The organism is Caballeronia sp. SL2Y3 (genome assembly GCF_022879575.1).
In the GTDB taxonomy this organism is placed as follows: domain Bacteria; phylum Pseudomonadota; class Gammaproteobacteria; order Burkholderiales; family Burkholderiaceae; genus Caballeronia.
In genome coordinates, this window is sequence record NZ_CP084260.1 from 2398122 (window position 1) to 2422029 (window position 23908).

Genomic DNA, 23908 nt, shown 5'->3' on the forward strand with positions numbered 1-23908 from the left:
AATCCTTCGACGGTCGCGCTTCAGATCACCCTTTCAGCCAGCGCTCGCGCCACTGCTTCGACGGACCGCGGCCGTCCATCGCCGTCAGTACATAGCGCGACACTTCGGGCGCGTCGAGCCTGACCTCGGTGCGGCGCAGTTCGTCGCGGCGGAACGTATGCACCTCGATTCTCGCGCCCGGCAGATAGCGCGACAGCAGCGCGTCCAGATTTGACCCGGTGACGCGCAGGCCGTCGATGGCCACGAGCACGTCGCCTGCCGACAGTCCCGCCTTCTGCGCCGCGCCGCCGTCATGGACGACCGCGAGCGTGCATTCCGCGCCGCCGCGCACCCGCGCCCCGAGCGACGGCTTGCCGGCCGTGCCGTTCGTCGGCATGTCGGGCGCGAGCGCAATGCCGAACGGCTCGAGCAGCGCATCGAGCGGCAGATCGCGCGTGCCGCGCACCCCGTCGCGAAAGAGCGCGCGCAGGTCCGCGCCGGTCGCCTCGGCGAACAGCGATTCGACGTCTTCCTCGCGGATGCCGCGCGGCTTGCCGTTGTAGAAGTCGCGGCCGTATCGCTGCCAGAGCAGTCGCATCGCGTCGTCGAGCGACTTGCGGTTGTCGGTCTGTGCGCGAATCGACAGATCGAACGCCAGCGCGACCAGCGATCCCTTTTGGTAATAGCTGACGATGGCGTTGGCCGCATTTTCGTCGGCGCGATAGTACTTGACCCATGCATCGAACGAACTCTGCGCGACCGATTGCTTCAGCCGCCCGCTGCCGCGCAGCACGCCGCCGATGGTCTTGCCGAGCAGCGAGAAATAGTCGCCCGCGCTGATGAGACCGCTGCGCACGAGCATTAGATCGTCGTAATACGACGTGAAGCCCTCGAAAAGCCAAAGCAGCGACGTGTAATTTTCCTGCGACAAATCGTACGGCGCGAACGCCGCCGGCTTGATGCGCTTCACGTTCCACGTATGGAAGTACTCGTGGCTGCACAAGCCAAGATACGTGCGATAGCCGTCCGTCATCTCGGGGCGGCCCTGCACCGGAAGGTCGGTGCGGTTGCAGATCAGCGCCGTCGATGCCCGGTGCTCCAGCCCGCCGTAACCATCGCTGACGGCGACGGTCATGAACACGTAGCGGTCCATCGGCGCTTTCTTGGTGCGTGGTTCGAACAGCGCGATCTGAGCCTCGCACACGCGCTTCAGGTCCGCCGCGAGCCGTTGCATGTCCAGCGCGACGACGCGCCCGGCGATCACGATGTCATGCTTCACGCCGTGCGCGGTGAAGTTGCCGAGCGCGAATTCGCCGAGCGTGACCGGATGGTCGATTAGTTCGTCGTAGTTCGCCGCTTCGTAGCTGCCGAAGCCGTAGCGCTTCGTTCCGCGCGATTCGGCGAGCGCCGTCGCGACGCGCCAGTTGCGGTGCGCGCCGCCGGGCGGCGGCTGAATATCCACGACGCACGGCGCGCTCGACTGCCCTTCCACCGCGACAAAGACGCTGGTGCCGTTGAAGAACCCGACCGTATCGTCCAGATGCGCGGCGCGCACGGACATGTCCCACGCGTAGACTTCATAGCGCAGCGTGATCGGGCCGTCGACCGGCGCGGCTTGCCACGCGTGCTTGTCCGTCTTTTCGATTGCGACGCGCCGGCCGGCCGCGTTGAACGCCTGCAGCGTCACGATATTGCGGGCGAATTCGCGAATCATGTAGCTGCCGGGAATCCACACGGGCAGCAGGAATCGCTGTCCAGCCGGATCGGGCGCGGCAATCGTCAGCGTCACTTCGAACAGATGCGCCGCCGGGTTCTTCGGAACGATGCTGTAGCGCACCGGTTGCGTGAGCGGAGTCATTGCCATAGTCGTCCTTGTTCTTGTTCTGGGCGTTGCTTCATTGCGCCGGATGCGCAACGGCCAGCCGTAAAACGAAAGGAGGCGCCCTCACGCCTCCTCTTGCCAGATCGGGCCGTGCTCAATGCGCGGCCGAGATTTCCTTTTCCAGCCGGTCGGCGGACACCGCGCCCGGCAGACGGCGGCCGTCCGCGAGAAACACGGTCGGCGTGCCGGAGACGTTCATCGCGTGGCCGAGCTTCAGGTTCTTGTCGATCGCGGCGGTGTCGCATGTGCCGGCGGTGGTCGGCGGCTTGCGGTCGAGCATCCAGCTTTCCCAACTCATCGCGCGGTCTTTCGAGCACCAGATCGACTTCGACTTCTCGGTCGAATCCGGCGAAAGCACCGGATACAGGAACGTGTACACCGTCACGTTGTCGATGGACTTCAGCGACGATTCCAGTTGCTTGCAATACGGACAGTTCGGATCCGAAAACACCGCGATCTTGCGGCTGCCGTTGCCTTTCACGACCTTCACCGCGTTCTCGAACGGCAGCTTCGCGAAGTCGATCTTGTTGGTTTCCGCCAGGCGCGCTTCGGTCAGATTCTTTCTGCTGCGCGTGTCGACGAGATCGCCGATCATCACGTAGTTGCCGGTCGCGTCGCTATAGACGATTTGCGTGCCGAGGTTCACTTCGTAGAGCCCCGGAATCGGCGTCTTGTCGATGCTCTTGATGGTCGCTTCGCCCATGCGCGTTTCGAGCGTCGATTTGAGCTTGTCGGTGGTTTGATCGGCCTGCGCCGAACAGCCGAGGCCGAGCGTCGCGGCGAGCGTGGCTGCCGTGGCGAGAGCAAGGCGAAGAGTGGTTTTCATGCCGTTTCCCGAGAATGGGGCGACGCGTGACGACCGCGCCCGCCTTGGTGTTGTGAGTTGGACCGTTGAACTTGACGCGTCACCCGAGCGCCGCCGAGACAAGCCAGCGTTTGGCGAGCGGCTGGGCCCCGACGAGCGCCATGCCGGTATTGCGAATCGCCTGCGCGAACGTGCCCGGCGCGGAGAACAGGCGCTGCATGCCGTCCGTCACGATCGTCAGCTTCTGGATGTCTTCGCGGCGCGCGCGCTCGTAGCGGCGCAGCAGAATTGGATCGCCGATATCGCGGAAGGCTTCCTTGTTCGCGATGACGTCGGCGAGCGTCGCGACATCGCGCAGGCCGAGATTCATGCCCTGCCCGCACAGCGGATGAATAAGATGCGCGGCATCGCCGACGAGCGCCACGCGCGGCGCGATCAGCCGGTCCACCGTCTGCAGCCCGAGCGGAAAGCCCTGCGCGGGCGTCACGCATTCGAGCGCGCCGAGCGTGTTTTGCGTGGCCGCTTCGACTCGCGCCGCCAGTTGCGCCGGTTCGAGCGCGAGCAGTTCGTCCGCGTGCTCCGTGCGCGCCGACCAGACGAGCGACACGTGATCGCCCGGAAGCGGCAACAGCGCGATGATTTCGGTATCGCGAAACCATTGGTATGCGGTTTCGCCGTGCGGCCGCTCGGCCTTGAAGTTCGCGACGACGCCCGTCTGCCGGTAATCGCGGCGATGCATCTTCGCGCCCATCTGCGCGCGCACCCACGAATGCGCGCCGTCCGCGCCGACGATCAGATCCGTCTGCAGCGTTTCGCCGCTCGACAGCACGACGTGCGCGGCATCGTCGTCGATCGTCATGCCCTGCGCGCGCGCCTCGAACCATGAAAGGCTCGGCTGGAAGCGCAAGGCGGCGTCGAGCGCCTGTTCGATCAACGTCGATTCGACGATCCACGCGAGCTGCGGCACCGAAGCCTGAAACGCAGAGAAGTGCAGTTCCGCATGCGTGTCGCCGAACACGCGCATGTCGAACACCGGTCCGAGCCGCGAGCGATCGAGCGCCTGCCATACGCGCAGCCGTTCGAGCAGCGTCTCCGAACTGGACGACAGCGCGTAGATGCGCGAATCGAAGACGGCGCCCGGCGGCAAACCGGCCGCGGGCGGCGCGAGCAGCGCGACGCGCCGGCCGGACTGGGCGAGCGCGAGCGCGGCGGTCTTGCCGACGAGCCCGCCACCGACGACGACCGCGTGAAAGGTCAGGGGATGCGAAGTCATGCGGGCATTATAGCTGCGAGGGTTGCGCGGGTTTTGGCGCTCGCTTAACTGAAACGCCCCGGAAACGCCGGCCCGGCCCGGCGGTACAATACCGGTTTGCCCGGCCGCCCGAGCGGCCGCTGCGCTGGCGGACGCCCTTGTCGCCGCCCGGCGCGCATCGTTTGACGAACCCCGCGCGGCGAAGCGCCGTCTCACCAGTTCGAAGGATTCCATGAGCCTCCAATGCGGCATCGTCGGCTTGCCTAACGTCGGCAAGTCCACGCTTTTCAATGCACTGACCAAGGCGGGGATTGCCGCCGAGAACTATCCGTTCTGCACCATCGAGCCGAACGTCGGCGTAGTCGAGGTGCCGGACGCGCGCCTTCAGGCGCTCGCCGAAATCGTGAAGCCCGAGCGCATCCTGCCGGCGGTCGTCGAGTTCGTCGATATCGCGGGTCTCGTCGCGGGCGCGAGCAAGGGCGAAGGCCTCGGCAACCAGTTTCTCGCGAACATCCGCGAAACGGACGCGATCACGCACGTCGTGCGCTGCTTCGAAGACGAAAACGTGATTCACGTCGCGGGCAAGGTCGATCCGCTGGCGGACATCGAAGTCATCGACACGGAACTCGCGCTCGCCGACCTCGCCACGGTCGAGAAGGCGCTGACGCGCTATTCGAAGGCCGCGAAGTCGGGCAACGACAAGGAAGCGGCGAAGCTCGTCGCAGTGCTGGACAAAGTGCGCGCGCAGCTCGATCAGGCGAAGCCGGTGCGCGCGCTTTCGCTGACCGACGAGGAGCAGGCGCTCATCAAGCCGTTCTGCCTCATCACGTCGAAGCCGACGATGTACGTCGCGAACGTGAAGGAAGACGGCTTCGAGAACAATCCGTATCTCGACGCCGTGCGTAAGCATGCGGAAGCGGAAGGCGCGCCGGTAGTCGCGGTGTGCGCGGCCATCGAAGCCGAGATCGCCGATCTCGACGACGCCGACAAACAGGATTTTCTCGCCGACATGGGCATGGACGAGCCGGGGCTGAACCGTGTGATCCGCGCCGGTTTCAAGCTGCTCGGCTTGCAGACGTATTTCACGGCAGGCGTGAAGGAAGTCCGCGCGTGGACAATCCATATCGGCGACACCGCGCCGCAGGCGGCAGGCGCCATCCACACGGACTTCGAGCGCGGCTTCATCCGTGCGCAGACCATTTCGTTCGATGACTACGTCGCGTTCAAGGGCGAGCAAGGCGCGAAGGAAGCCGGGAAGATGCGGGCGGAAGGGAAGGAATACGTCGTGCAGGACGGGGATGTGATGAACTTCTTGTTCAACGTCTAAGCGTCAAAAGTCGTCACAGCGGCTTGATTCGAAAAGCGGAGTGCCTGAAAAATGGCACTCCGCTTTTTTCATGCGCGGACGGCGGCAAAGACCGTCGAGAACAACAACGAGAGACCAGAAAAATGAAGAGACAGCCACGAATCGGCGCGTTCGTCGTCGGTTGCATGATCGCGCTCGCATGCGCACCGGCTCACGCGTACAACCACTACAGCTACAGCCCGCAGCCACCCGACGAATCCGACCTCGACTCACACCGCCACTACCGCAACCACGACGGCAACGTCATCCACTCCCCCGCCCGCTCGCGCTCGGGCGCCGTTCCCGAAGGCGCGAGCGCGCAATGCCGCGACGGAACCTACAGCTTCAGCCAGCATCACAGCGGGACGTGCTCGCGGCATGGGGGCGTCGCGCGGTGGGAGTAGCGGCGCACGCCCGAAGTACAATGACACGCAACCCGGCGCGTGCTCATCCCGCGCCGACTTCCATCGAATAGCGGCTCGCGCGCCCACTTCGGCGCCGCGTTCATCCCCTCACTCACATCACGCACAACATGGCCCAATACGTCTTCACCATGAACCGCGTCGGCAAGATCGTGCCGCCGAAGCGTCAGATTCTGAAAGACATCTCCCTCTCGTTCTTTCCCGGCGCGAAGATCGGTCTGCTCGGGCTGAACGGTTCGGGCAAGTCCACGCTCATCCGGATCATGGCGGGCGTCGATAAGGACATCGAAGGCGAAGCGCAGCCGATGCCCAATCTCAACATCGGCTATCTGCCGCAGGAGCCGCAGCTCGATCCGCAGCAGACCGTGCGTCAGGCCGTCGAGGAAGGTCTCGGCGATGTCTTCCAGGCGCAGAAGAAGCTCGACGAGATCTACGCCGCGTACGCCGAGCCCGACGCCGACTTCGACAAGCTCGCCGCCGAGCAGGCGAAGTACGAAGCCATTCTCGCGACGAGCGACGGCGGCAGCCCCGAGCAGCAGCTCGAAGTCGCCGCCGACGCGTTGCGCCTGCCCGCGTGGGACGCGAAAATCGAACATCTGTCGGGCGGCGAAAAGCGTCGCGTCGCGCTGTGCAAGCTCCTGCTGCAAAAGCCCGACATGCTGCTGCTCGACGAGCCCACCAACCACCTCGACGCGGAATCCGTCGAATGGCTCGAACAGTTCCTCACGCGCTATCCGGGCACCGTCGTCGCCGTCACGCACGATCGCTACTTCCTCGACAACGCCGCCGAATGGATCCTCGAACTCGACCGCGGCCACGGCATTCCGTGGAAAGGCAACTATTCGAGCTGGCTGGATCAGAAGGAAGACCGCCTCAAGCAGGAAGAAGCGAGCGAATCCGCGCGTCAGAAGGCCATCAAGAAAGAACTGGAATGGGTGCGCCAGAACCCGAAGGGACGTCAGGCGAAGTCTAAGGCGCGTATCGCGCGGTTCGAGGAACTCAACAGCCAGGAATACCAGAAGCGCAACGAGACGCAGGAAATCTTCATTCCCGTCGGCGACCGGCTCGGCAACGAAGTCATCGAGTTCAAGAACGTCAGCAAGGCGTACGGCGATCGTCTGCTCATCGACAACCTGAGCATGAAGATTCCGGCGGGCGCGATCGTCGGCATCATCGGGCCGAACGGCGCGGGTAAATCGACGCTCTTTCGCATGCTGACCGGCCGCGAGCAGCCGGATTCAGGCGAGATCATCATGGGGCCGACCGTCAAGCTGGCCTATGTCGATCAGAGCCGCGACGCGCTCGCCGCCGACAAGACCGTCTTCGAGGAAATCTCCGGCGGGGCGGACGTGCTGACGGTCGGCAAGTACGAAACGCCGTCGCGTGCGTATATCGGCCGGTTCAACTTCAAGGGCAGCGACCAGCAGAAGCTCGTCGGCAACTTGTCGGGCGGCGAGCGCGGGCGGCTGCATCTCGCCAAGACGCTGATTGCGGGCGGCAACGTGCTGCTGCTCGACGAGCCTTCGAACGACCTCGACGTCGAAACGCTGCGCGCGCTCGAAGACGCGCTGCTCGAATTCGCCGGCTCGGTGATGGTCATCTCGCACGACCGCTGGTTCCTCGATCGCATCGCGACGCACATTCTGGCGTTCGAAGGCGAATCGCACGTCGAATTCTTCGACGGCAACTATCAGGAATACGAGGCCGACAAGCGCAAGCGTCTGGGCGAAGAAGCCGCGAAGCCGAAGCGTCTGCGTTACAAGCCGATCACGCGCTAATTATGCGATGAGCGGCAAAGCGCGCCCAATGCGGGCGCGCGCACCGACATCGGCCCCGAAAATGGCGACCGTCTAGCGACCGTCGCCATTTTTGTTTTTGGCGGCACGATAACGCCCAAAAATGGAGACGCATCAGATGGCGGGACGGCGCGCGCAGCGGGGAGCGCGGTGGGCAGTGGGAATCGTCGTGGCGCTGGTCGTCGTGGCGGTCGGCGGCTGGTTCTTCGTCGCGCATCAGATGAAGGAGCGCATCCGCGAGACGCTCGGGCCGAACGGCTCGGTGGACGAGATCGATGTCGGCTTCGGACACATCACGCTCTCGCGCGTGCGGCTGCGCGGCCCGCAGGACTGGCCGACAAGCGACGCGTTGCGCGCCGAGCGCATCGTGCTCGACGTGGACATGCGCGCGGCGCTGTCGAACCGCGTTCACTTGCGCGATGTCAGCGTCGACAACTATTACCTTTCGATCGCCCGTTCCGCCGATGGCCGCATACGCGTGCTGCCCGGTCTCAAGGACACGGCGCGCGAAGCCGACGCGAAGCCCGGCGACAAAGCCGCCCAACGCGCGGAGGAAGAGAAGCTGATCGACCGCGTGTCGTTCGAGCGCGGCGCGATGGAGTTCTTCGATGCTTCCGTGCGGCAGCCGCCGTATCGCGTGCTGATCAGCGACGCGCGCGCGACCATCGACCATTTGCATCTGCCCGCGCTGACCGACCGCACCGCGCTGTCGATGAACGGTTCCATCAAAGGTCCGTCGCACACGGGCGCGGTTTCGTGGGGCGGCTGGATGGTCATCGCGAACAAGGATTCGCAAACGCACGCGATGCTGCGCAGCGTCGATATTTCGACGCTCGATCCGTACCTGCTGAAGAAAGCCGGCGCGAAGGCCGCGGTGACGGGCGGGACCATCGACATGACCATCGACGCGAACGTCCGCGATTACCGCATCCACGCGCCGGGAACGCTCACGCTGAACCACTTGCAGATCAGCGACGGCGACAGTCCGCTCGACACTTTTCTGTCCATTCCGACAAAAGCCGCGATTGCCGCGCTGAAAGACCGCAAGGAGGAAATCAAGCTGGACTTCGTGCTCGAAGGCGACTTGCGCGATCCGAAGTTCTCGCTCTCGGAGAGTCTGTCGAAGAAGCTTGCGGCCGGCTTCGCAAAGGCGCTCGGTGTGAGCGCGGAAGGCGTGGCGAAAGGCGCGGGCGAAACGGTGAAGGGAATCGGCAACGCGCTGAAGAACCTGCTGGGGCAATAGCGCGCCGCCGTTTGATCCGCTCAGCGTGGCTCAGACGGGAACGCCCAGCGCGCGCAGCTTCGCTTCCGTTTCCTGCGCGCCGGTGTGATGCACGCCGTGCCAGCCGAGATCCGTCGCGGCTTGCGCGTTGGCCGCGTTGTCGTCGATGAAAACGAGTTCGTGCGGCTTAATGCCGGGCAGATGCTTTTCGATTTCCGCGCGCATCAGCGTGAAGATCTGCGGATTCGGCTTCACCAGTCCGACTCGCCCCGACACCACGATTTCCTTGAAGCGCCGCAGCACGTCGAAGCGTTCCCACGCGTACGGGAACGTCTCCGCCGACCAGTTCGTCAGCCCGAAAAGCGGAATGCCGGCGGCATCGAGCCGGTCGACGAGCGCCACGCCTTCTTCCAGCACGCCCGCCACCATTTCGTGCCAGCGCGCATAGAACGCGCGGATCAGCGGCTCGTGTTCCGGGTACAGCGCGACCAGTTCCGCCGTGCCCTCTTCCACGCTTTGCCCGCCGTCCTGCTGCACGACCCAGTCCATCTTGCAGACGTTGTCCAGGAACCAGCGGCGCTCGGCTTCGTCCGGAATCAACTGCTTGTACAGATATTCCCGGTTCCAGTCGATCAGCACGCCGCCGAAATCGAACACGACTGCTTTGATGGTCATCTCGCGCTGCTCCTGTTTTCGTCTCAAACCGCCTGCGTCCGCTTCTCCAGCCACGCCTTCGCCGCGCCCTCGACATGCGGCGACACGCGCCGGCGCACCGTCTCGTGATACGCGTTGAGCCACGCGCGCTCGTCTTCACGCAAGAGCGACAAGTCGATGCAGCGCGTGTCGATCGGGCACAGCGTCAGGGTTTCGAACGAGAGGAAATCGCCGAATTCGGTTTTCCCCGCGCTCTGGTTCAGCACCAGATTTTCGATGCGGATGCCCCACTTGCCCGGCCGATAGATGCCCGGCTCGATCGACGTGATCATGCCCTCTTCCATGGCCGTCCACGGCTCGGCGGGCGCGTAGTGCGAGATGACCTGCGGACCCTCGTGCACGTTCAGGAAGTATCCGACGCCGTGGCCCGTGCCGTGGCCGTAGTCCGCGCCCGCTTCCCAGATCGGCGCGCGGGCGATGGAATCGAGCATCGGCGAGCGAATGCCGCGCGGAAAGCGCGCGCGCGAAAGCGCAATCGTGCCTTTGAGCACCGTCGTGAAATCGCGCTTGTGCTCGGGCGTGATCTCGCCCACGGGCACGACGCGCGTAATGTCCGTCGTGCCGCTTACATACTGACCGCCGGAATCGATCAGCAGCAGTCCGTTGCCTTCGATCACCGAATGCGACGCCTCCGTCGCGCGGTAGTGCGGCATCGCGCCGTTCGCGTTGAAGCCCGCGATCGTGCCGAAGCTCAGTGTGACGAAGCCCGGCCGCCGTGCGCGCGCCGCCGTAAGCTTCTCGTCGATGGTCAGTTCCGTAATGCGCTCGCGGCCCAGCGCGTCTTCGAACCACGCGAAGAATTCGGCGAGCGCCGCGCCGTCCTGCTCCATGGTCGCGCGGATATGCTCGGCCTCCGCCGCCGTCTTGCGCGACTTCGCGAACGTCGACGGGTTCACCGCCTCGACGATCTTCACCGCCGACGGCACCTTCTCCAGCAAGCCGTGCGTGATGCGGCGCGGATCGACGAGCAGCGTCGATCCGGCCGGCAGCGAAGCGAGCGCCTGCATTGCGTCCGCGTACGGGGCGACGCGCACGTTGTCGCGGGCGAGCGTCGCTTTCAGCGCGTCGGGAATCTTGCCGTCGGCGACGAAGAGCGTGGCGTCGTCCAGACCGACGAGCGCGTGCGCGACGAACACCGGGTTGTAGCTGACATCCGCGCCGCGCAGATTGAAGAGCCACGCGAGGTCGTCGAGCGTCGAGACGAAATGCCACTGCGCGCCCTTCGCCCGCATGGCTTCGCGGACGTGCGCCAGTTTCTCGGCGCGGCCGACGCTCGCGTGCGGCGCGGCGTGTTCGTAGACGGGCGCATCCGGCAGGCCGGGACGCTCGGGCCAGACGGATTCGAGCACGTCCACGTCCGTGCGCAGCGCGATGCCGCGCGCCGTCACCGCGTCGGCCAGCGCGCGCGCCGCCGCCACGCCGAGCACCGCGCCATCCACCGCGACGACGCCGCCCGACGGCACGTTCTCCGCGAGCCATTCGACGTGCGGCGCGGTCTGCTGCCCGCCCATCATCTTCATCAGCGCGATGCCGGTGCCGGCCAGTTGCGCTTCCGCCTGCGTCCAGTAGCGGCTATCGACCCATACGCCCGCGAAGTCTTTCGTCACGACGAGCGTTCCCACCGAGCCTGTGAAGCCCGACAGCCATTGGCGGCCCTGCCAACGCTCGGGCAAATATTCGGAAAGGTGCGGATCGGCGGACGGAACGAGAACGGCGTCGATGCGCTCCGCTGCCATCCTGCTGCGCAGCGTGTTCACGCGCGCGGCGAATGTCGAGGGATCGGGAACAGCGGAATGTGCGATGCGGTCGTTCATGAATCACCTGCCGAAAGTGGCGAATAAAGATACGAAAACTCTAGCGGCGCGCGGCCAGCCCGACGGTCGCCGTCACGGCGAGGAGCGCGAACAGCGTGCAGGCGAACCATTCGAGCGTCTCGCCGTCGTGATAGACATCGACGACATTGCCGAACATGCGCGCGACGACGGTGGCGATGATGCCCGCGACGATTGCGGCCCACACGCGCCCCGCCGCGCCCCGACCGACGCGCCCCGCCCGCCGCAGCGGATGCAGCCACCAGCCTGCCGCGCCGATGACCGCGCCAAGAAAAACCAAGCCGACCCAGTTCATCGGGACGCTGCTCCAGTGCTCTGAAGAAGTAAAACGGCGCGCGGCGCCGGGCGTAAGCGAACGAGTTTAGGGGGCCGGGTTGGCGAAGGCAAGCGCCCGGAAGGCGGCATATCGGTTCAATTTCACAATTTGTTTCTGCGAATATGCCTAAAAATGAAACGACGCGCGAGTGTTAAACTCCGAAATACGTTTAGCGCCGAGAAGTCAATCGAATAACGTTGATTCGCGGCCTAGCAATTCTTTCGGTCAAATGTTGTCGCGCTGAAAGCCGAGGCATTTCTCAGTGAAAGGTGTACAAAGCATCGTGAGCCACAACAAACTGATCTCTCTCGGCGGTCTCGAACTGGTTATGACTTATCGCGGCGCTACGCAAGAGCGGCGCGAGAATCTGCGCGGCGTGCTGCGCCACCTCGACCTCACTTACTGCGACTACGTGCTCTATCTGATAGAAGCGGACGCCACGCCGACCTTCCACTGGTCGGGTTTCGGTGACGAGAAAATCCGCCATATCTTTATTCACGACGACGGGCCTTTTCCGAAAGCGAAACTCTGTAATCTCGGCGCGCGTTTATGCACCGGCAATATTATTTGCTTTCACGACGCGGATATGATCGCCAATCCGGAATATATGCTGATCAGCCTTAATTCGCTGAGAGACGGAACAGCGAGCGATGCGTTGTGCCCGTTCCTTCGCGTCATTAATATCACGGGCGATTATCGGAGCAACTTCATCCGGTCCGGAAACTACGCGGCACTGGAAAAGTACCTCGAATCCGATTTACCGGATGGAATGGAAGTGCTCTACGAAAATACGCCGGGCGCAATCGTGCTGATGAAGCGGTCCGAATACATGCGCGTGGGCGGTTACGATCCGCGCTTCACCGGCTGGGGCGGCGAAGACGACGACCTGCTCACGCGCGCGACGCGCCTCGGCGTGCGCTGGCATTCCATTCCCGAATCGCGGGCGGCGTTGTTTCATCTCCATCACGACGCCACTTCGCGCCAGGACGCGATCGCCGCCGCCCAGCGGAATCGCGAAGCCGCCGCCGAAACGCACGCCATGCCGCTTCCCGAACTCGAAGCGCGCGCCGCCCAACTCGCCCGATATTTCGATTAAGCGTCCACTGCGGTCGATTGTCGCGCCGAACGACGCCGGATTTTCCGCGAGCCCCGCGCCGCCGTCCGCGGTCCGTCCCCGAATGCCGCCTATAAATGAACGAATTCCTAAAACGCTATAATATTGGGCTATCTGAAAGGCGAACGGCTTAGGGCCAACGCATAACTACATGCAGCTCCTCACGATCGGAATCAACCACCACACTGCGCCTGTCGCCTTGCGCGAACGCGTGGCGTTTCCGCTCGAACAGCTGAAGCCCGCGCTCTCCGCGCTGAAGGACGTCTGGCTCGGCCCGCTCGCGAAGGCGTCGCCCGAAGCGGCCATTCTGTCCACCTGCAACCGCACCGAACTCTACTGCGCGACGGACGACACCGCCGCGCGCGACGCCGCCATCCAGTGGCTGTCGAAGTATCACAATCTGCCGGTCTCGGAACTCGCGCCGCACGTCTACGCGCTGCCGCAGTCCGAAGCCGTGCGCCACGCTTTTCGCGTCGCGTCCGGTCTGGATTCGATGGTGCTCGGCGAAACGCAGATCGTCGGTCAGATGAAGGACGCCGTGCGCACCGCGTCGGAAGCGGGCGCGCTCGGCACGTATCTGAATCAGCTTTTTCAGCGGACGTTCGCGGTCGCGAAGGAAGTGCGCTCGACGACCGAGATCGGCGCGCAATCCGTCTCGATGGCCGCCGCCGCCGTGCGCCTCGCCGAGCGCATCTTCGAAGATATTTCGAGCCAGCGCGTGCTGTTCATCGGCGCGGGCGAGATGATCGAGCTTTGCGCCACGCACTTCGCGGCGCAAAATCCGCGCGAACTCGTCGTCGCGAACCGCACCGCCGAACGCGGCGAAAAGCTCGCGGAGCGTTTCAACGGCCGCGCGATTCGGCTCTCCGAGCTGCCCACGCGCATGCACGAGTTCGACATCATCGTGTCGTGCACGGCGTCCACGCTGCCGATCATCGGTCTCGGCGCGGTCGAGCGCGCGGTGCGCGCGCGGCGGCATCGGCCCATCTTCATGGTCGATCTCGCCGTGCCGCGCGATATCGAGCCGGAAGTCGGCAATCTGCACGACGTGTTCCTCTATACGGTGGATGACCTCGGCGCCATCGTCCGCGAAGGCAATGCGTCGCGGCAAGCGGCGGTCGCGCAGGCCGAAGCGATCATCGAAACGCGCGTCGCCAATTTCATGCAGTGGCTGGATGCGCGCAGCATCGTGCCGGTCATCCGCCACATGCACACGCAGGCCGACGCGCTGCGCCGCGCCGAAGTCGAACGCGCCCGCAAGCTGCTCGCGCGCGGCGACGATCCGGCCGCCGTGCTGGAGGCGCTGTCGCAATCCCTCACGAACAAGCTCATTCACGGCCCCACGCACGCGCTCAACCGCGCGAGCCGCGAAGAGCGCGACCAGCTCATCGACCTGATGAGCGGCTTCTACCGCCACGGCGGCGCCGGCAGCGATTCGTCGGACCGTTAGCGGCCGTCTCTTTGCTATTCTCAAATGCTCCGCGTCTGATGCGCGGCGGCTTCTCCGATTGCAGTTTTTCCTGACGCCCGAGCGCGTCATTCTCGCCCGATGAAAACCAGCATGCAAAGCAAGCTCGACCAGCTTGCAAAACGGCAGGTCGATCTCAACGAACTGCTGAGTCGTGAAGACGTGACGTCCGACATGGACCAGTACCGCAAGCTCACGCGCGAGCACGCGGAAATCAGCCCGATCGTCGAGCAATATGCGCTCTGGCGTCAGGCGCTCACCGACGAGGCCACCGCGCAGGAACTGCTCGCCGATCCTTCGATGCGCGATTTCGCCGAAGAGGAAATAGGCGAGGCGCGCGAGCGCATGGCGAAAATCGAAAGCGATCTGCAGACGATGCTGCTGCCGAAGGACCCGAACGACGAACGCAATATCTTCATCGAAATCCGCGCGGGCACGGGTGGGGATGAATCGGCGCTGTTCGCGGGCGATCTGCTGCGCATGTATTTGCGCTACGCCGAGCGCAATCGCTGGACGGCCGAGACGATGTCCGAAAGCGTCTCGGATCTCGGCGGCTACAAGGAAGTGATCGTGCGAATCGCGGGACAAGGCGCGTATTCGCGGCTCAAGTTCGAATCGGGCGGGCATCGCGTGCAGCGCGTCCCGGCGACGGAAACGCAGGGGCGCATCCACACGTCGGCCTGCACGGTCGCGGTCATGCCCGAGGCCGACGAAATCAGCGAAGTCGTCATCAATCCGGCGGATTTGCGTATCGACACGTTCCGCGCGTCGGGCGCGGGCGGCCAGCACATCAACAAGACGGATTCGGCCGTGCGCGTCACGCACTTGCCGACGGGCATCGTCGTCGAATGTCAGGACGACCGCTCGCAGCATAAGAATAAGGATCGCGCGCTGAAGGTGCTCGCCGCGCGCATCAAGGACAAGCAGTATCACGAGCAGCACGCGAAGGAAGCCGCGACGCGCAAGAGCCTGATCGGTTCGGGCGACCGCTCGGAGCGCATCCGCACGTACAACTTCCCGCAAGGGCGCATGACGGATCACCGCATCAATCTGACGCTCTACAAGCTCGAATACATCATGGACGGCGACCTGGACGAACTGATCGGCGCGCTCGTGTCCGAGCATCAGGCGGAACTGCTCGCGGCGCTCGGGGAAGCGGAGTGACGACCGCGGCGGACTTGCTGCGCGCCTCGCCGCTGCCGGCGCTGGAGACGCGCGTGCTGCTCACGCATGTGCTCGGCTGGCGGCGCACGGAACTGATCACGCGCGACGCCGAAACGCTCGATGCGACGGCCGTCGCGCAGTTCCACGCGCTCGCGGCGCGGCGCGGCGCGGGCGAACCGATCGCGCAACTGACCGGCAAGCGCGAATTTTTCGGCCTCGATTTCGACGTGACGCCCGACGTGCTGATTCCGCGTCCGGAAACCGAATTGCTCGTCGAAACGGCGCTCGACGCCATCGCCGGGACGCCGAATGCCCGCGTGCTCGATCTCGGCACCGGAACCGGCGCCATCGCCATCGCGATCGCCCACGCGCGGCCCGATGCGCGCGTCTTCGCCGTGGACCGCTCGCCCGCCGCGCTCGCTGTCGCCCGGCGCAATGCCGATCGGCTGCTCGATTCGGCTCGCGCGGGCGGCGCGCTCACGTTCATCGAAAGCGACTGGACCGCGAACGTCGATGCATCGCTGCGCTTCGATGCGATCGTCAGTAATCCGCCGTATATCGCGTGCGACGATCCGCATCTCGCCCAAGGCGACCTGCGCTTCGAGCCGCGCGGCGCACTCACCGACGAGGCCGACGGGCTTTCGGCGATCCGCGTTATCGTCGAGACGGCGCCTTTGCTGCTCGCGCCGACCGGCGCGCTGTGGATCGAGCACGGCTACGATCAGGCCGACGCCGTGCGCCAGTTGCTGTCCGCGCGCGGCTTCACCGCCGTGCGTTCGCTGCGCGATCTCGCGGGCATCGAACGGATCAGCGGCGGCCTTGCGCCGGTCTGAGCGAGCGCCCGGACAGGCGAAATCCGCTATCATTTCGAGACTTACCTTCTTCGCAGGAACGCCATGGAAACGCAAGAACGCATCAAGCAGATCGTCGATCAGAACCCGGTCGTCCTTTTCATGAAAGGCACCGCGCAATTCCCGATGTGCGGCTTCTCGGGCCGCGCCATTCAGGTGCTGAAGGCGTGCGGCGTCGATCAGATCACGACGGTGAATGTTCTCGAAGACGACGCCATTCGCCAGGGCATCAAGGAATTCTCCAACTGGCCGACCATTCCGCAGCTTTACGTGAACGGCGAGTTCATCGGCGGGTCGGACATCATGATGGAGATGTATCAGTCAGGCGAACTGCAGCAGCTTTTCGCCGCCGCTTAAAGCCGCATTGCAAGTGAGTGCGTCCGCTGCCGCCAAGCGACGGCTGATCGTCGCGATGACCGGGGCAACGGGCGCCATCTACGGCGTACGTCTGCTCGAGACGCTGCGCCGGCTGGGCGGCGTGGAAACGCATCTGCTCGTGTCGAGCGCGGGCTGGCTCAACGTCCAGCACGAACTCGATCTCGACAAAGCCGCCGTCAACGCGCTCGCGGACGTCGTGCATAACGTGCGCGATGTCGGCGCGAGCATCGCCTCGGGTTCCTTTGCGACGGACGGCATGATCGTCGCGCCCTGCTCCATGCGCACGCTCGCGAGCATCGCGCACGGTCTCTCCGACAACCTCGTCACCCGCGCCGCCGATGTCGTGCTCAAGGAGCGCCGCCGGCTCGTGCTGCTCGTGCGCGAAACGCCGTTCAATCTCGCGCATCTGCGCAATATGACGGCCGTGACCGAAATGGGCGGCGTCATTTTTCCGCCGCTTCCGGCGTTCTATCAAAAGCCCGCGAGCATCGACGAAATGGTCGACCACACCGTCGCCCGCGTCATCGACCTCTTCGGCATGGCGCAGCCGATCGCTGCCGCGTGGCCGGGCATGGGCGGCGCAAGCGACTGATTGCCAACAGGGCGGACATAATCCGTTGCCCCGGCCGCCGTTTATCTTCGTTGCGGCTGGCTATACATTGGTGGCATCTCATCCTCCGAGGCTGCTGCCATGAGCCGACTACCGACCGTCTTCATCTCCCACGGCGCGCCGACGCTGCCGATCGACCCGGCCATGCCATCCGCCGAATTTGCCGCGCTCGCCGCGACGCTGCCGAAGCCTCGCGCGATTCTCGTACTGTCCGCGCACTGGGGCACGGCGCAACCGGTGGCGAGCGTCGCCTCGCGGCCCGACACCATCCACGATTTCTACGGCTTCCCGCCCGCGCTGTACCAACTGCGCTATCCGGCGCCGGGCGCGCCGGAGGTTGCGGAACGCGCCGCCGCGTTGCTTGCGGCTCACGGCGTGCCGAGCGCAACGGCGGTCCACGGACTCGACCATGGCGCGTGGGTGCCGTTGCTGCTGATGTTCCCGGACGCCGACGTGCCCGTCGCGCAGCTTTCCATTCAGCCGCGCCTCGACGCCGCGCATCACTTTCGCGTCGGCCGGGCGCTGCGTGATCTGCGCGATGACGGCGTGATGATCGTCGGTTCCGGGCAAATTACGCACAATCTGCGCATGGCGGATTTCGGCGCGCGGCCGGAAGACGCCGATCCGCGCGTGGTCGAGTTCACCGACTGGTTCGAGTCGCGGCTCGCAGCGCGGGACATCGACGCGCTCATCGACTATCGCGCCCGCGCGCCGCACGCCGCGCTGATGCATCCGACGGACGAGCATCTGCTGCCTGTCTTCGGCGCCATCGGCGCGGCGGCGGATGATTACGAGCTGCGCATCCAGTCGCTCGGCACGTTCCAGCGCGCGCTGGCGATGACGAACTACGTTTTCGCGGACGCTTAATCCGGCCCAGAAACGACGAAGCCCGCCTGAGCGTTGGTCCAGGCGGGCTTCGTTTTACTGCAGCGGATGACGCTTAGGTGACGCTTTAGGCGCCGATTTCGTGCAGGATGTCGTCGCGGCTTTCGCGCTCGTCCAGATAGTCAGAGCGATAACCGCTGTGCACGCCCCAGTAGTAATACAGCAGCGACATGACGGCGACCACGGCCATATCCCAGCCATACGGCAACAGGCCGCTGCCGCCGAACTGCTTGCTGCCGATGAGCGACATCACGGCCATCGACGGCAGATAGCCGATCAGCCACCACGCCGCCTTCAGGTCGCGGCCCCAGCCGGCGAAGCCCGTCTTGCTCTGAAAGTAGAAGTACACGGGCAAGGCGACCACCATCAGCAGAATGATGTGACCCGTCAGCGGCCACTTCGCCCAGTAAAGCACCAGCGACGCGCACACGAATGCGAACGGCGCGATCACGCCCATCATCGGCAACTTGAGCGGGCGTTCCAGATCCGGCGCGGAACGGCGCAGCGCCATCAGGCTGATCGGGCCGGTGAGGTACGAAATGACCGTCGCCACGGAGATGACCGCCGCCAGCGTGCCCCAGCCGCGGAAGAAGAACATGAAGATGAACGCGACGATGAGGTTGAACCACATGGCCGGACGCGGCACGCCGTAGAAGGGATGCACGTTGCCGAACATCTTCGGCATGGTGTTGTTGCGCTCCATCGCGTAGATCATGCGCGTGGTCGTAGCCATGTACGTGGTGCCGGTGCCGCTCGGGCTCACGAACGCGTCGATATAGAGCAGCACGGCGAGCCAGTTCAGGTTGAGCGCAATCGCCAGCTCCGCGAACGGCGACGCGAAGTGGAAGTGCTTCCAGCCCTGCATGACGTCGCTCGGATTCACCGCGCCGATGTACGCGATCTGAAGCAGCACGTAGATCACGAGCGCGATCAGAATCGAGCCGACCACGGCGAACGGCACGCTGCGCGCGGGGTTGCGCGCTTCGCCGGCCAGATTCACCGGGCTCTGGAAACCGTTGAAGCTGAACACGATGCCGCTCGTCGCGACCGCCGTCAGCACGGCCGGCCAGCCATAGGGCGCGAAGCTCGACACCGTGCCGAAGTTCTCCGAGTGGAAGCCCGTGAAGATGAGGCCCGCGATGGTCGCGCCGGGAATCAGGAACTTGAAGATGGTGATGGCCGTGTTCGCCCGCGCGAACACCTTGACGCCCCAGTAGTTCAGCATGAAGTAGACGATGACGAGCAGCGCGGACAGCGCGAGCCCGCTCGTGGTCAGCGTCTCGTTGACGAAGAGCGCGTGCGCCCAGTCGTACGGCCACGTGCTCATGTACTGAATGGACGCTTCGGCCTCGATGGGGATCACCGAAACGATGGCGATCCAGTTGGCCCACGCCGCGATGAAGCCGACGAGCGCGCCATGCGAGTAGCGCGCGTAGCGCACCATGCCGCCCGATTCCGGAAACATGGCGCCCAGCTCCGCGTACGTCAGCGCAATCGCCAGAATGACGACCGCGCCGATCACCCACGCGCAGATGGCGGCGGGCCCGGCGATCTGCGACGCTTTCCACGCCCCGAACAGCCAGCCCGAACCGATGATGGATCCCAGGCCGGTCAGCATCAACGCCAACGGCCCGATATTTCTTTGTATCGAACTCTTCACGATCTTCTCCAATGTCTCGCGTCGCACGCGAGTCGAACACGGCTAAGCGGCCGCATTCGCCGGGGTGCCGGTATGAGTGCCGGCGACACGGCGACGCTGGTGCAACCCCTCTTGACGAGGCGCGTAGTTTAACGGTTGCACCTTTCGATTGCAGCCGGGTGGCTCAGAATTCAGCATTTCTGGGCGGTGTGACGGGCTGCTGGCAGTGAAGAAACGGGTCGTGCGAAAGCGATCGGATCGTGTCTCAAAAAATCCCTTCAGACTGGTCGGATATTATTTGACCGCGAAATGGTTTCGCCGTATAAACCTTCTTGCAGGATTTCAAGTGGCGAGTGAAGTGGTTCTTTCGTAGTTCGCCATCACGGTACTCCGGTTGGTCCCATTGCCCCTTCCTTGATTTTCATGCACCCCTGGCTTCGGCCTTAATCATCAAATTTTTTGGAATAAGTAATATGGAAACCGGTACCGTCAAGTGGTTCAATGACGCAAAGGGCTTTGGCTTCATCACCCCGGATGGCGGCGGCGAAGATCTGTTCGCGCACTTCTCGGAAATCCGCATCGAAGGCTTCAAGACGCTTCAGGAAAACCAGAAGGTCAGCTACGAAGTCAAGACCGGCCCGAAGGGCAAGCAAGCTGCAAACATCAAGCCGGTCTAAGACCCGCTCGATCGAAAAAAACCCCGCATTCGCGGGGTTTTTGCTTTGGGCCGTGCAAAAGATCAGGCGAATGTAACGGTTGGGAGCGTCAGCCGAACACGCGCTGCGCGTAGATGCCGAGGCCGGTCGCCACGCTCGCCAGCCGATCGCCGAACACGGGCTGCGCCGCCGGGAACGCCGCCGCGAGAGCCTCCGAAAGAAAGCGCAGGCCGGTCGTGCCGCCGGTGAAATAGATCGCGCCGACATCCGCCGCGGCGACGCCCGCGCGCTTCACCGTCTCCAGCGCCGCTTCCACGATGCGCCGCGTCTCGTCTTTTCCCGCCTCGATCAGCTGCTGCTCGTCGAACGGCACGCGCAGCGCCTCCTCGATCTCCTCCATGTCGATCTCGGTCGCGCCGCCCGCCGAGACGTCGATCTTCGCTTCTTCGGCGTGTGCGGTGAGCGCGTGCCCCAGCCGGCGGTCGACCACGCGCATCAGCCGGTCGTGATGACGCGGATCGACGTACAGATGACGCATCAACTGCAATTCGCCCACGCGCTTCGGCGTGTAGACGGTGTTGATGAGATGCCACGTCGCGAGGTCGAAATAGACCCGGTTCGGCACTTCGCGGCCCTGCGGATCGAGCGCCTGATAGCCGAGCTGCCGGAGAACGGTCGCGAGTTCGACGCGACGGTCGAAATCGGTGCCGGCCACATGGACGCCATGATGCGCGAGCACATCGCTTTTGCGATCCAGATGGCGCGCCCGCTCCGGCCCCACGCGCACCAACGAAAAGTCCGACGTGCCGCCGCCGATGTCCGCCACGAGCACGAGTCCCTCTTGCGTGAGACGCGCTTCGTAGTCGAAGGCCGCGGCGATCGGTTCGAACTGGAAGTGAATCTCGCGGAAACCGACCGCGTGCGCGCAGGCTTCGAGTTGCTGCTGCGCCATGCGGTCGGCGCGCGGGTCGTCGTCGACGAAAAACACCGGCCGGCCCAGCACGGCGCGCGTCAGCGGATCGGGCGCCACCGCCTGCGCCTTCTGCTTGAGGTGCTGGAGGAAGAGCGTGATGACGTCGGTGTATTTGATGGCCGAGCCGTCGCCGAGATCGGTGACGTTGTCCGCGAGCGGCGAGCCGAGAATGCTCTTCATCGAGCGCATCAGGCGGCCGTCGAAGCCGTCGATGTACGCCTCCAGCGCCGCCCGGCCGTACGACTGCTCGTTCTCGTCGGTGTTGAAGAAGACGGCGGTCGGCAGCGTGGTCGCGTCGCCTTCGACGGGCGCGAGCCGCATGCGCAGGCCATCGGGCAGGGCGACAGCAGAGTTCGACGTGCCGAAATCGATCGCGCAATAGGTCATGGGATTCGCGGCGGCGTTACGAGGCAACGCCGCGTATCAAAAAACGTGGACGGGGTTTGTACCACGGCGACGCGTGGGTCATCAATCTTTCGCGAGTTAAATATCGCCTGTACGGTTGAGCCGACTAAAGCGGAATGCAGCTTGCTCCGGCCTCTGCGTCGCTCAACCGCCGACAACCGGACGCCATGAACGAAACCAGCGCACCCGAAGACACCCGTTCGACAGCCCCTTCAGGTGAGCGGTCCGGCATTATCGAGACAGATCTGCCCGGCCGGCTCGACCGTCTGCCGTGGGGCCGCTTTCATACACTGATTGTCTTGGCGCTCGGCGTCACCTGGCTGCTCGACGGACTCGAAGTCACGCTCGCCGGCGCGGTCGCGAGCGCGCTCAAAACGAGTCCGGTGCTGCGCTTCTCGAACGCAGATGTCGGCTTCGGCGGCAGCGCATACATTGCAGGCGCGGTCATCGGCGCGCTCGGCTTCGGCTGGCTAACGGACCGGCTCGGACGGCGCAAGCTGTTCTTCATCACGCTGTTTCTCTATGTGGCCGCCACCGCCGCAACCGCGTTTTCGTGGGACCTCGCCTCGTTCGTGCTCTTTCGCTTCCTGACGGGCGCGGGCATCGGCGGGGAATACACGGCCATCAATTCGACGATCCAGGAGTTCACGCCCGCCCGGCTGCGCGGCTGGACCGACCTCGCGATCAACGGCACGTTCTGGGTCGGCGCGGGCATCGGCGCAGCGGGGTCGCTGGTGCTGCTGGATCCGGGCATGCTGCCGCCCGACTGGGGCTGGCGCGGCTGCTTTCTGATTGGCGCGGCGCTCGGCCTCACGATTCTCTTCATGCGCATGTGGGTGCCGGAGAGCCCGCGCTGGCTCATCACGCACAACCGCGAAGACGAAGCGCGGCAGGTGGTCGAAGAAATCGAAGCGCATTTCCGCGAGCACGGGGTGACCGTGCCCGACACGCCGATCAAGCCGCTGCGGCTGCACGCCCGCGAACATACGCCGTTGCGCGAAGTCGCCGATACGCTTTTCAAGGTGCATCGGCGGCGCTCGCTCGTCGGGCTGATGCTGATGACCGCGCAGGCGTTCTTCTACAACGCGATATTTTTCACCTACGCGCTGGTGCTGACGGACTTCTATCACGTACCGGGCGATCACATCGGCTGGTACGTGCTGCCGTTCGCCGCCGGCAATTTCCTGGGGCCCGTGCTGCTCGGCAAGCTGTTCGACGTGCTCGGCCGCCGCCGGATGATCGCGTTCACGTACGCGACCTCAGGCGTGCTCCTCACGATCAGCGGGTGGATGTTCACGCAAGGCATGCTCACCGTCACCACGCAGACCATCGCGTGGATGGTCATCTTCTTTTTCGCGTCGGCGGCGGCGAGTTCGGCGTATCTGACGGTGAGCGAGACGTTCCCGCTCGAAATCCGCGCGCTGGCGATCGCCGTGTTTTATGCGTTCGGGACGGCGCTCGGCGGAATCATCGGACCGGCGCTTTTCGGGCACTTGATCGACACGCACGAGCGCGGCGCGGTGTTTATCGGTTATCTGATCGGCTCGGGGCTGATGGTCGCGGCGGCGGTGGTCGCGGGCATTTGGGGCGTCGCGGCGGAGCGAAAGTCGCTGGAGGAGGTGGCTCGGCCGCTGTCGGCTGCGGACGATCGCTGAGTTTGCGCGTCAGCGAGACGCTTGCTTCGCGCGCTTTCGCACGGCACTTGGCGGGCGCGCTGCCGTTTTGCGGTCGCAAAGCGTTCGTCCAGCCGAGTGGCGTCCCCGCGATGTCAACGAATACCGACGGCCCAGGTTGAGGAACGCCTGTTCGCGCCTTTCCGACCGCCGTTTTTCGAGCGGGCGCGCGCAGCCCGATTTGCTTTCGGACAGGATTTCGTCAAGCGAGCCGGCGCTCGGCGACCCCGACGACCCTTGCTCGCGAGTGCGGTGCTACGCGCGCCCTCGAACGCCGTTTCGCCCAACGGCCGACGCGAGCGCGGCGCGGTTTTCTTCTCTCACAGGCTTTCGTCTAACACGCTCGGCTGTGATGACACGCTCACTGCCGCCGCGCCGTCGAACGTCCCGTTTAGAACGTGATCGGCACGTGCGCGTGCGCGGCGCGGTTTCGCCTTCGCAGCTTTCGCGCAGTGAACTGGTGTTCAGCAATGCCCGACGATCGCCTGCCGCCCTCGCTCAATCAAACGCCTTGCCCCGCGCGCCCT

General features: G+C 64.6%; 21 protein-coding genes. 13 read left to right on the top strand and 8 right to left on the bottom strand.

The features are described 5' to 3' along the window. Positions 1-25: 25 nt before the first annotated feature. The 3 genes from LDZ26_RS11295 to LDZ26_RS11305 form a co-directional block, all read right to left on the bottom strand. Entirely contained in the window at positions 26-1837 is a 1812-nt protein-coding gene (locus LDZ26_RS11295; RefSeq protein ID WP_244849165.1) for a M61 family metallopeptidase, read from the bottom strand. A 118-nt stretch (positions 1838-1955) separates the two neighbouring features. Then, complete coding sequence (locus LDZ26_RS11300) at positions 1956-2687, bottom strand: DsbC family protein (protein WP_244847311.1); 732 nt, start codon at positions 2685-2687, stop codon at positions 1956-1958. A 79-nt stretch (positions 2688-2766) separates the two neighbouring features. Beyond that, entirely contained in the window at positions 2767-3939 is a 1173-nt protein-coding gene (locus LDZ26_RS11305) for a UbiH/UbiF family hydroxylase (protein WP_244847312.1), read from the bottom strand. Between the two features lie 211 nt (positions 3940-4150). Here LDZ26_RS11305 and ychF point away from each other — a divergent pair, with 211 nt between their 5' ends. From ychF to LDZ26_RS11325, 4 genes are all read left to right on the top strand, one after another. Next, complete coding sequence (gene ychF, locus LDZ26_RS11310; RefSeq protein ID WP_175946619.1) at positions 4151-5245, top strand: redox-regulated ATPase YchF; 1095 nt, start codon at positions 4151-4153, stop codon at positions 5243-5245. Positions 5246-5367: 122 nt separating this feature from the next. After that, complete coding sequence (locus tag LDZ26_RS11315) at positions 5368-5667, top strand: DUF3761 domain-containing protein (protein WP_244847313.1); 300 nt, start codon at positions 5368-5370, stop codon at positions 5665-5667. A gap of 128 nt (positions 5668-5795) precedes the next feature. After that, on the top strand, positions 5796-7463 hold the full coding sequence (ettA, locus tag LDZ26_RS11320; RefSeq protein WP_244847314.1) for an energy-dependent translational throttle protein EttA: 1668 nt from the start codon (positions 5796-5798) through the stop codon (positions 7461-7463). Positions 7464-7599: 136 nt separating this feature from the next. After that, positions 7600-8724 (top strand): DUF748 domain-containing protein, encoded by a 1125-nt coding sequence (locus LDZ26_RS11325; protein WP_244849166.1) that lies wholly within the window; start codon positions 7600-7602, stop codon positions 8722-8724. 30 nt (positions 8725-8754) lie between these two features. Here LDZ26_RS11325 and LDZ26_RS11330 read toward each other — a convergent pair whose 3' ends face one another. From LDZ26_RS11330 to LDZ26_RS11340, 3 genes are read right to left on the bottom strand one after another with little or no spacing between them, the layout of a single operon-like run. Beyond that, positions 8755-9378: an HAD family hydrolase gene (locus LDZ26_RS11330; protein WP_244847315.1), complete on the bottom strand. Its 624-nt coding sequence runs from the start codon at positions 9376-9378 to the stop codon at positions 8755-8757. A 23-nt stretch (positions 9379-9401) separates the two neighbouring features. Continuing rightward, positions 9402-11231 carry an aminopeptidase P family protein gene (locus LDZ26_RS11335; protein WP_244847316.1) on the bottom strand — a complete coding sequence of 610 codons (1830 nt, stop codon included), beginning with the start codon at positions 11229-11231 and terminating at the stop codon, positions 9402-9404. Positions 11232-11271: 40 nt separating this feature from the next. Beyond that, positions 11272-11544, bottom strand: a complete 273-nt coding sequence (locus LDZ26_RS11340) for a hypothetical protein (protein WP_244847317.1) — start codon at positions 11542-11544, stop codon at positions 11272-11274. Positions 11545-11848: 304 nt separating this feature from the next. On the opposite strand from LDZ26_RS11340, the gene LDZ26_RS11345 reads away from it, so the two are divergent. The 7 genes from LDZ26_RS11345 (at position 11849) to LDZ26_RS11375 (ending at position 18017) form a co-directional block, all read left to right on the top strand. Then, positions 11849-12661: a galactosyltransferase-related protein gene (locus LDZ26_RS11345; protein ID WP_244847318.1), complete on the top strand. Its 813-nt coding sequence runs from the start codon at positions 11849-11851 to the stop codon at positions 12659-12661. 169 nt (positions 12662-12830) lie between these two features. Then, a complete protein-coding gene (gene hemA / locus LDZ26_RS11350) occupies positions 12831-14129 on the top strand; it encodes a glutamyl-tRNA reductase (RefSeq protein WP_244847319.1) in 1299 nt (432 codons plus the stop codon). Positions 14130-14228: 99 nt separating this feature from the next. Then, a complete protein-coding gene (prfA, locus tag LDZ26_RS11355; RefSeq protein ID WP_175946602.1) occupies positions 14229-15311 on the top strand; it encodes a peptide chain release factor 1 in 1083 nt (360 codons plus the stop codon). After that, a complete protein-coding gene (prmC, locus tag LDZ26_RS11360; RefSeq protein WP_244847320.1) occupies positions 15308-16144 on the top strand; it encodes a peptide chain release factor N(5)-glutamine methyltransferase in 837 nt (278 codons plus the stop codon). The genes prfA and prmC overlap by 4 nt, the downstream gene beginning before the upstream one ends. Before the next feature lie 63 nt (positions 16145-16207). Then, positions 16208-16519, top strand: a complete 312-nt coding sequence (gene grxD, locus LDZ26_RS11365; RefSeq protein WP_244847321.1) for a Grx4 family monothiol glutaredoxin — start codon at positions 16208-16210, stop codon at positions 16517-16519. A gap of 13 nt (positions 16520-16532) precedes the next feature. Further along, positions 16533-17132, top strand: a complete 600-nt coding sequence (locus LDZ26_RS11370; protein ID WP_305038306.1) for a UbiX family flavin prenyltransferase — start codon at positions 16533-16535, stop codon at positions 17130-17132. Between the two features lie 99 nt (positions 17133-17231). After that, entirely contained in the window at positions 17232-18017 is a 786-nt protein-coding gene (locus tag LDZ26_RS11375; RefSeq protein WP_244847322.1) for a class III extradiol ring-cleavage dioxygenase, read from the top strand. Between the two features lie 85 nt (positions 18018-18102). Here LDZ26_RS11375 and LDZ26_RS11380 read toward each other — a convergent pair whose 3' ends face one another. Then, a complete protein-coding gene (locus LDZ26_RS11380) occupies positions 18103-19695 on the bottom strand; it encodes an APC family permease (protein ID WP_244847323.1) in 1593 nt (530 codons plus the stop codon). Between the two features lie 452 nt (positions 19696-20147). Between LDZ26_RS11380 and LDZ26_RS11385 the strand changes: the two genes are divergently transcribed. Continuing rightward, on the top strand, positions 20148-20351 hold the full coding sequence (locus LDZ26_RS11385) for a cold-shock protein (protein ID WP_007000074.1): 204 nt from the start codon (positions 20148-20150) through the stop codon (positions 20349-20351). 88 nt (positions 20352-20439) lie between these two features. Here the strand turns inward: LDZ26_RS11385 and LDZ26_RS11390 are convergent, their stop codons facing one another. Continuing rightward, positions 20440-21690: an Hsp70 family protein gene (locus LDZ26_RS11390; protein WP_244847324.1), complete on the bottom strand. Its 1251-nt coding sequence runs from the start codon at positions 21688-21690 to the stop codon at positions 20440-20442. A 185-nt stretch (positions 21691-21875) separates the two neighbouring features. Here LDZ26_RS11390 and LDZ26_RS11395 point away from each other — a divergent pair, with 185 nt between their 5' ends. Next, the gene (locus LDZ26_RS11395) at positions 21876-23363 is read left to right on the top strand and encodes an MFS transporter (protein WP_244847325.1); all 1488 of its coding nucleotides are present in this window, start codon (positions 21876-21878) and stop codon (positions 23361-23363) included. Positions 23364-23908 lie beyond the last annotated feature (545 nt).

Coding starts and splice junctions, on each gene's coding strand:
- LDZ26_RS11395 (WP_244847325.1), top strand. CDS start 21,876: ATGAACGAAACCAGCGCACCCGAAGACACCCGTTCGACAGCCCCTTCA.
- LDZ26_RS11375 (WP_244847322.1), top strand. CDS start 17,232: ATGAGCCGACTACCGACCGTCTTCATCTCCCACGGCGCGCCGACGCTG.
- LDZ26_RS11330 (WP_244847315.1), bottom strand. CDS start 9,378: ATGACCATCAAAGCAGTCGTGTTCGATTTCGGCGGCGTGCTGATCGAC.
- ychF (WP_175946619.1), top strand. CDS start 4,151: ATGAGCCTCCAATGCGGCATCGTCGGCTTGCCTAACGTCGGCAAGTCC.
- LDZ26_RS11315 (WP_244847313.1), top strand. CDS start 5,368: ATGAAGAGACAGCCACGAATCGGCGCGTTCGTCGTCGGTTGCATGATC.
- LDZ26_RS11325 (WP_244849166.1), top strand. CDS start 7,600: ATGGCGGGACGGCGCGCGCAGCGGGGAGCGCGGTGGGCAGTGGGAATC.
- LDZ26_RS11390 (WP_244847324.1), bottom strand. CDS start 21,690: ATGACCTATTGCGCGATCGATTTCGGCACGTCGAACTCTGCTGTCGCC.
- prfA (WP_175946602.1), top strand. CDS start 14,229: ATGAAAACCAGCATGCAAAGCAAGCTCGACCAGCTTGCAAAACGGCAG.
- LDZ26_RS11340 (WP_244847317.1), bottom strand. CDS start 11,544: ATGAACTGGGTCGGCTTGGTTTTTCTTGGCGCGGTCATCGGCGCGGCA.
- LDZ26_RS11305 (WP_244847312.1), bottom strand. CDS start 3,939: ATGACTTCGCATCCCCTGACCTTTCACGCGGTCGTCGTCGGTGGCGGG.
- LDZ26_RS11300 (WP_244847311.1), bottom strand. CDS start 2,687: ATGAAAACCACTCTTCGCCTTGCTCTCGCCACGGCAGCCACGCTCGCC.
- LDZ26_RS11335 (WP_244847316.1), bottom strand. CDS start 11,231: ATGAACGACCGCATCGCACATTCCGCTGTTCCCGATCCCTCGACATTC.
- LDZ26_RS11385 (WP_007000074.1), top strand. CDS start 20,148: ATGGAAACCGGTACCGTCAAGTGGTTCAATGACGCAAAGGGCTTTGGC.
- hemA (WP_244847319.1), top strand. CDS start 12,831: ATGCAGCTCCTCACGATCGGAATCAACCACCACACTGCGCCTGTCGCC.
- ettA (WP_244847314.1), top strand. CDS start 5,796: ATGGCCCAATACGTCTTCACCATGAACCGCGTCGGCAAGATCGTGCCG.
- LDZ26_RS11295 (WP_244849165.1), bottom strand. CDS start 1,837: ATGACTCCGCTCACGCAACCGGTGCGCTACAGCATCGTTCCGAAGAAC.
- grxD (WP_244847321.1), top strand. CDS start 16,208: ATGGAAACGCAAGAACGCATCAAGCAGATCGTCGATCAGAACCCGGTC.